The 6,218-nt window shown below is 70.0% G+C and carries 7 protein-coding genes; 3 read left to right on the top strand and 4 right to left on the bottom strand.

Annotation, left to right across the window (positions count from 1 at the left end; translation table 11 throughout):
- Positions 1 to 571: 571 nt before the first annotated feature.
- Positions 572 to 1,222, bottom strand: coding sequence for a DNA-3-methyladenine glycosylase (locus ABZ861_RS04600; RefSeq protein WP_361623637.1), 651 nt, complete (start codon positions 1,220 to 1,222; stop codon positions 572 to 574).
- Positions 1,223 to 1,367: 145 nt separating this feature from the next.
- Between ABZ861_RS04600 and ABZ861_RS04595 the strand changes: the two genes are divergently transcribed.
- From ABZ861_RS04595 to ABZ861_RS04585, 3 genes are all read left to right on the top strand, one after another.
- Complete coding sequence (locus tag ABZ861_RS04595; RefSeq protein WP_361623562.1) at positions 1,368 to 2,150, top strand: sporulation protein; 783 nt, start codon at positions 1,368 to 1,370, stop codon at positions 2,148 to 2,150.
- A 53-nt stretch (positions 2,151 to 2,203) separates the two neighbouring features.
- A complete protein-coding gene (locus ABZ861_RS04590; protein WP_361623559.1) occupies positions 2,204 to 2,743 on the top strand; it encodes a YbhB/YbcL family Raf kinase inhibitor-like protein in 540 nt (179 codons plus the stop codon).
- 196 nt (positions 2,744 to 2,939) lie between these two features.
- Complete coding sequence (locus ABZ861_RS04585; protein WP_361623556.1) at positions 2,940 to 3,446, top strand: HNH endonuclease; 507 nt, start codon at positions 2,940 to 2,942, stop codon at positions 3,444 to 3,446.
- Between the two features lie 67 nt (positions 3,447 to 3,513).
- On the opposite strand, the gene ABZ861_RS04580 is transcribed toward ABZ861_RS04585, so the two are convergent.
- From ABZ861_RS04580 to ABZ861_RS04570, 3 genes are all read right to left on the bottom strand, one after another.
- Positions 3,514 to 4,458 carry an SPFH domain-containing protein gene (locus tag ABZ861_RS04580; RefSeq protein WP_361623553.1) on the bottom strand — a complete coding sequence of 315 codons (945 nt, stop codon included), beginning with the start codon at positions 4,456 to 4,458 and terminating at the stop codon, positions 3,514 to 3,516.
- A 135-nt stretch (positions 4,459 to 4,593) separates the two neighbouring features.
- Positions 4,594 to 5,028, bottom strand: coding sequence for an NfeD family protein (locus tag ABZ861_RS04575; RefSeq protein ID WP_361623550.1), 435 nt, complete (start codon positions 5,026 to 5,028; stop codon positions 4,594 to 4,596).
- Between the two features lie 309 nt (positions 5,029 to 5,337).
- Positions 5,338 to 6,135: an ABC transporter ATP-binding protein gene (locus tag ABZ861_RS04570; RefSeq protein ID WP_361623547.1), complete on the bottom strand. Its 798-nt coding sequence runs from the start codon at positions 6,133 to 6,135 to the stop codon at positions 5,338 to 5,340.
- Between the last annotated feature and the right edge of the window lie 83 nt (positions 6,136 to 6,218).

Here is a 6,218-nt window from a genome sequence, read left to right as displayed (position 1 = left end):
GTTAAGCACGCCGCCAGCGTTCGTCCTGAGCCAGGATCAAACTCTCCGTGAATGTTTACCGGTGATCCGGTGCGCACACACGAGAGCGGAACCGGAGAGAGGAATAGTCCCCCCGGTCCACAGCGTCCTCGCTGTGTTTACTTCAAAGGAACCTCGTCCCGGTCATGACGACCGGAGACGGGGTATCAACATATCTGGCGTTGACTTTTGGCACGCTGTTGAGTTCTCAAGGAACGGACGCTTCCTTCGTACTCACCCTCTCGGGCTTTCCTCCGGGCGCTTCCCTTCGGTGTCTCCGACTCTATCAGACCGTTTCCGATCCGATTTCCTCGGGTTTTGTCTCGGGCTTTCGGGCTTTTGCCCTGTCGGCCTTTCGACATTCACTACGTTAGCGGATTCCCGTCCCGATTCCTAATCGGGCTTCCGCAGGTGCGCATTCGAGCGTGCGAGCACGCGTCGAACACCCTCGCGAAGGGATTCTGCTGAGTAGTGGAGTGGCCGCCCCGGCTGCAGGTGATCACCGTACCCGGTTCAGCGGCTCGGAAGACATTACGCATGCCGCTGGGCGGTGTCAACCCCGGCGCCGCCTCGGCGTGTGCGACCGGTAGGGGCTCACCGTGGGGTCGTCGGCGATCCAGAACCGCCACGGGTGGACGTCGCCGTCGCCGCCCTCCCCCGCGACACCGGTGCGCGGGCCGTTGCGTACCTGGTCGGCGGGGGTCGGGGCGCCGTTCAGCATGCGCATCGGGATATCGCCGGAGGCGCAGACGTCGGCGCCGTCGAGTGAACGGTCGACGTTCAGGGCGGTGGCGAGCCGGGCCGGTCCTTTGGCCAGTTCCTTGTCACCCCGGGCCGAGAGCCGACGGGTGCGCGCCAGCTCGGCGCCCTCGACGATCTCCCCGGCCCGCAGCAACACCGCGCTCGCCCGCCCCTCCGGCCCGCACACCAGGTTCATGCAGTGCCACATGCCGTAGGTGAAGTAGACGTACACGTGTCCGGGGGGACCGAACATCACGCTGTTGCGGGCGGTGCGGCCGCGGTAGGCGTGGGAGCCGGGGTCGGCGGGGCCGTCGTAGGCCTCGACCTCGGTCAGGCGCACTGCGATCTGTCCCTCCGGGGTCGTGCGGAGCAGGGTGCGGCCCAGGAGGTCGGGGGCGACCTCCAGGACCGGGCGGTCGAAGAAGGTCCGGGGCAGGGGCGTAGCGTCCGAGAGCGCGATCATGGCCATGGCGTCCGAGCGTAGTCCGGTCGGGTGGGCGACCGGGGGTGGTCAAGGTCGTCGGCCGTTGCCAGGGCGGGGGCGGGGAACCGGTCGCGGCCGGATCGCGTAGGTAGGGACCAGGCGTCCACGCGTAAGAGGGAGAGTCATGGCGTTCAAGAAGCTGCTCGCGAGCCTCGGGGCCGGTGGAGCGTCGGTGGAGACGGTGCTGGGCGAGGTGAACGTGGTGCCTGGCGGGGTCGTCCAGGGCGAGGTCCGGATCCAGGGCGGGTCGGTGGACCAGGACGTCGAGGGGCTGTCGGTCGGTCTTCAGGCGAAGGTCGAGGTGGAGAGCGGCGACCAGGAGTACAAGCAGGACGTCGAGTTCACCAGGGTGCGGCTCGGCGGCGCCTTCGGGCTGCGGGCGGGCGCGGTGCACGCGGTGCCGTTCGGCCTGGAGATCCCGTGGGAGACGCCGGTGACGATGATCGACGGGCAGGCGCTGCGGGGCATGCACATCGGGGTGAGCACCGAGCTGGCCATCGCGCGGGCCGTGGACTCCGGCGACCTCGACCCGGTCAACGTGCACCCGCTGCCGGCCCAGCAGGCGATCCTGGACGCGTTCGTCTCGTTGGGCTTCCGGTTCAAGAGCGCGGACATGGAGCGCGGGCAGATCCGCGGCACCCGGCAGCGGCTCCCCTTCTACCAGGAGATCGAGTTCTGCCCGCCGTCGCAGTATCGGGGCCTGAACCAGGTCGAGCTGAGTTTCGTCGCGGACGAGCACGCGATGGACGTGGTGCTGGAGATGGACAAGAAGCCGGGCCTGTTCAGCGAGGGCAGTGACACCTTTCGGTCGTTTCAGGTGGGGCTGCACGGATACCAGGAGACCGACTGGTCGGCGTATCTGCACCAGTGGATCGCCGAGGTCGGCAGCCGGCGGAGCTGGTTCTAGGCGACGGACCTAGGGTCGGCGCCGACGACAGGAACGATCAGGAAGGTGCCCAGGTGTCCGAGCTGAAGAGGCGACCGCTCCCCCACGACTTCCATCCGCCCGTGCCGTCTTTCACGGTGACGAGCGACGACGTGCGCGAGGGGGCGGAACTCAAGGACGCGCAGGTTCATTCGGCCGGGAACGAGTCGCCGCAGTTGCGCTGGGAGGGGTTCCCGGCGGAGACCAAGAGCTTCGCGGTGACCTGCTACGACCCGGACGCGCCGACGGGCAGCGGGTTCTGGCACTGGGTGCTGTTCGACGTCCCGGCCTCGGTGACGGAGCTGCCGGCGGGCGCCGGCGGCGGCCGGTTCGAGGGGCTGCCCGAGGGCGCGGTGCACGCGCGCAACGACTACGGCACGAAGGACTTCGGAGGCGCCGCGCCGCCGCCCGGGGACGGCCCGCACCGGTACGTCTTCACCGTGTACGCCGTCGACCAGGAGAAGCTCGGCCCGGACGCGGACGCCTCGCCCGCCGTGGTGGGCTTCAATCTGCGGTTCCACACGCTGGCGCGCGCCCAGCTCATCGGCGAGTGCGAGATTCCCGCCGGAAACTGACCTGGCCGTCGCGGCCTTTCGGTCACGAAGTCCGCGTTCGCCTGCGAAGTCCGCGTTCACCGAACGTTTGCCCGCCCCCGGACTTGGAAGTGATCGGGGGCGGGCATTTTTATTGCGTTGTCCATCCCGGCGTGCCCGTACAGAGTTGATCCGAGCCCGCCGGGCGGTGGGCCGGTGCACACGGGAGGTGGGCCCGATGCGGGACACGCTGGTGCTGAACGCGAGTTTCGAGCCGCTGTCGACGGTCACGCTCAACCGGGCCGTCGTCCTGGTGCTCCAGGCCAAGGCGGTCGTGGAGCAGGCCCACCCCGAGCTGCGGATGCGGGGAGCCGAGGTGGACATACCGGCGCCCCGGGTGATCCGCCTGTGCAGATACGTGAGAGTGCCGTTCCGAAGACAGGCGCCGTGGTCGAGACGGGGTGTGCTGGTGCGGGACCGGCACCGGTGCGCGTACTGCGGGCGCCGGGCCACGACCGTGGACCATGTGGTACCGCGGTCGCGGGGCGGGCAGGACACCTGGCTGAACACTGTGGCGTCGTGCGCGGAGGACAACCACCGCAAGGCGGACCGGACGCCGGAGCAGGCGGGGATGCCGCTGCTGCGGCAGCCGTTCGAGCCGACGCCCGCGGACGCGATGCTGCTGGCTCTCGGGCAGGACGACTTCGAGGCGCTGCCGACGTGGCTGGCGGACTCGGCGGCCTGACGCGTGCCGAGCCCCTACGGCGACGGAGGCTCGGCACGGTGGTCAGTCGGTGGACTCAGCCGACGGCTCAGTCGATGGGCGGCTTCTCGCGGCGCTCCGCGTCGGCCGGCGCGCCGCCGCGGTTCGAGCCGCCGCCGAACGCGCCGAGGTTGCCCACGGCGCCGGACAGGCCCTTGAGGGCGTCGCCGATCTCGCTGGGGACGATCCAGAGCTTGTTGGCGTCGCCCTCGGCGATCTTCGGGAGCATCTGGAGGTACTGGTAGGACAGGAGCTTCTGGTCCGGGTCGCCGGCGTGGATGGCCTCGAAGACCGTGCGGACGGCTTGGGCCTCGCCTTCCGCGCGCAGGGCGGCGGCCTTGGCCTCGCCCTCCGCGCGCAGGATCTGGGACTGCTTCTCGCCCTCGGCGGTGAGGATGGCGGCCTGGCGGGTGCCCTCCGCGGTGAGGATCGCCGCGCGCTTGTCGCGGTCGGCGCGCATCTGCTTCTCCATCGAGTCCTGGATGGAGGTCGGCGGCTCGATCGCCTTGAGTTCGACGCGGTTGACGCGGATGCCCCACTTGCCGGTGGCCTCGTCGAGGACGCCGCGCAGGGCCGCGTTGATCTCCTCGCGGGAGGTGAGGGTGCGCTCCAGGTCCATGCCGCCGATGATGTTGCGCAGGGTGGTGACGGTGAGCTGCTCGATGGCCTGGATGTAGCTGGCGACCTCGTAGGTGGCGGCTCGGGCGTCGGTCACCTGGTAGTAGATGACGGTATCGATGTTGACGACCAGGTTGTCCTGCGTGATCACCGGCTGCGGCGGGAAGGGCACGACCTGTTCGCGCAGGTCGATGCGGTTGCGGATGGTGTCGATGAACGGGACGACGATGTTGAGTCCCGCGTTGAGCGTCCGCGTGTAGCGGCCGAAGCGCTCCACGATGGCGGCGCTGGCCTGTGGGATGACCTGGATCGTCTTGATCAGGGCGATGAAGACCAACACCACCAGAACGATCAGAACGATGATGACCGGTGCCATCGCTGCTCCCCGTACCTTTCTCCGCCTCGGCGCTTACGGAAGATCTCGTGACTACGGACGATCTTATGACTGTTGAAGATCTTGCTGGTCGAGTCTGTCAGAACGCCGGTCGCTCCGTGGGGTGTTCGCCCCAGGTCACATGACGAGTGCGGTGGCCCCCTCGATGTCCACGACGTCGACCTCGGCGCCCACGTCGTAGGCGTGGCCGGGGTCGAGCGCGCGGGCCGACCAGATCTCCCCGGCGAGCTTGATGCGACCGCCTCCGCCGCCGTCGACGCGTTCGACCACGACGGCCTGCCCGCCCTTCAACGCGTCGATGCCGGTGGCCAGTCGGGGGCTCTGCCGGCTGTGCCGGGCCGCGATGGGCCGGACCACGGCGATGAGGGCGACCGAGACGGCGACGAAGGCGATCACCTGGAGCACGGCGCCGAAGCCGACTGCGGCGACGATCGCTGCCGCGACGGCGCCGACCGCGAACATGCCGAACTCCGGCATGGCGGTCACCACGAGCGGGATTCCGAGCGCCGCCGCGCCGACGAGCCACCACACCCATGCGTCGATGTCGTTCACGTGGTCATGGTAGGGCCGGGGTCGGCGGCCGGACAGGGCGCGAAGGGAGAGGGCGCGTGCGGGAGTTCGGCGCGGGGCGTGACGTCCGGCCGGCGGCGTTCAGCGGCCCGATGCGGCTGGGGCGTCGGAGGAGAGCCGGGGCGTTGGAGGGGGCCGGGGTGTGCGAGGCGTACGGTGCGGTCCGCGCCCTCGGTTCGGCGTCTAGCCGCGGTCCGGGGTCCGGGGTCCGCCGCTGTCCGGCGTCTGCCGCTGACCGCCGCTGTCCGGCGTCTGCCGCGATGCGGCTGCCGCGCGTTGTGCGGCCGGGGTTCAGGACAGCGGGAGGCCCTGGGCGGTCCAGCGGTCGCCGACCTGCTCGACGACGAGCGGGAGGCCGAAGCAGCGGGAGAGGTTGCGGGAGGTCAGCTCCAGCTCCAGGGGTCCCGCGGTGAGCACTTTGCCCTGACGGATCATCAGGACGTGGGTGAAGCCGGGGGCGATCTCCTCGACGTGGTGGGTGACCATGATCATGGAGGGCGCGATCGGGTCGCGGGCCAGCCGGCCGAGGCGGCGCACCAGGTCCTCGCGTCCGCCGAGGTCGAGGCCCGCGGCGGGCTCGTCCAGGAGCAGCAGCTCGGGGTCGGTCATCAGGGCGCGGGCGATCAGGGTGCGCTTGCGCTCGCCCTCGGACAGGGTGCCGAAGCGGCGGTCGAGGTAGTCGGTCATGCCGAGGCGGTCGAGGAAGGCGCGGGCGCGCCGCTCGTCGACGTCCTCGTATTCCTCCTGCCAGCCGGCGGTCATGCCGTAGGCGGCGGTGAGCACGGTCTGGAGGACGGTCTGGCGCTGGGGGAGCTTCTCGGCCAGGGCGATGCCGGCCACGCCGATGCGCGGGCGCAGCTCGAAGACGTCGGCGCCGGGCTTGCCGAGGGTCTCGCCGAGGATGGAGGCGGTGCCGGTGCTGGGGTAGAGGTAGCTGGAGGCGACGTTCAGAAGGGTGGTCTTGCCGGCGCCGTTCGGGCCGAGGATGACCCAGCGCTCGCCTTCTTTGACCGACCAGGAGACCTGGTCCACCAGAGCCCGGCTCTCACGGACCACGGATACGTCCTGAAGCTCCAGAACATCGCTCATGAGCGCGTTGTCTCCCCTTGCAGTGTGCCGCCGGTCTCGGCTGTCGCGTACGCGTGTGGCTCGGTCCGCCGCGCCGGTGGGCG

Origin of the sequence: Streptomyces sp. NPDC046985 (assembly GCF_040644415.1) — a bacterium.
GTDB lineage: Bacteria > Actinomycetota > Actinomycetes > Streptomycetales > Streptomycetaceae > Streptomyces.
This window is presented reverse-complemented; position numbering and strand designations above follow the sequence as displayed.